General features: G+C 48.5%; 1 protein-coding gene. It reads left to right on the top strand.

The annotated features are described in order from the left end of the window. Positions 1 to 274: aminopeptidase N C-terminal domain-containing protein (locus tag AAEY79_RS14815; RefSeq protein ID WP_352289123.1), on the top strand; the 274-nt coding region annotated here is incomplete at both ends.

Raw genomic sequence — 274 nt, 5'->3', positions numbered from 1 at the left:
ATCCAATCCTTACTAGAACATGCTGATTTTGATTGGCATACCCCAAATCGTGTACGGGCAGTGATTAGCGCCTTTACCTCGCAGCCAACGGTATTGTGGACGCCTGAAGGGCTAGATATCTATATGAGCGTGATTAAAAAGATGGATGATGCCAATCCTGTGCTCGCCTCACGACTGTTACAAGTGCTGGCGCGTTGGTATACTTTGGTTGAGCCGCGTCGTCAAATGGCGCATGAGCAGCTGCTTGAGTTAAAGCAAACTGCCACATCAAAGC

Origin of the sequence: Psychrobacter sp. GW64-MNA-CIBAN-0177, from assembly GCF_040309585.1 — a bacterium.
Classification (GTDB): Bacteria; Pseudomonadota; Gammaproteobacteria; order Pseudomonadales; family Moraxellaceae; genus Psychrobacter; species Psychrobacter okhotskensis.
This window is presented reverse-complemented; position numbering and strand designations above follow the sequence as displayed.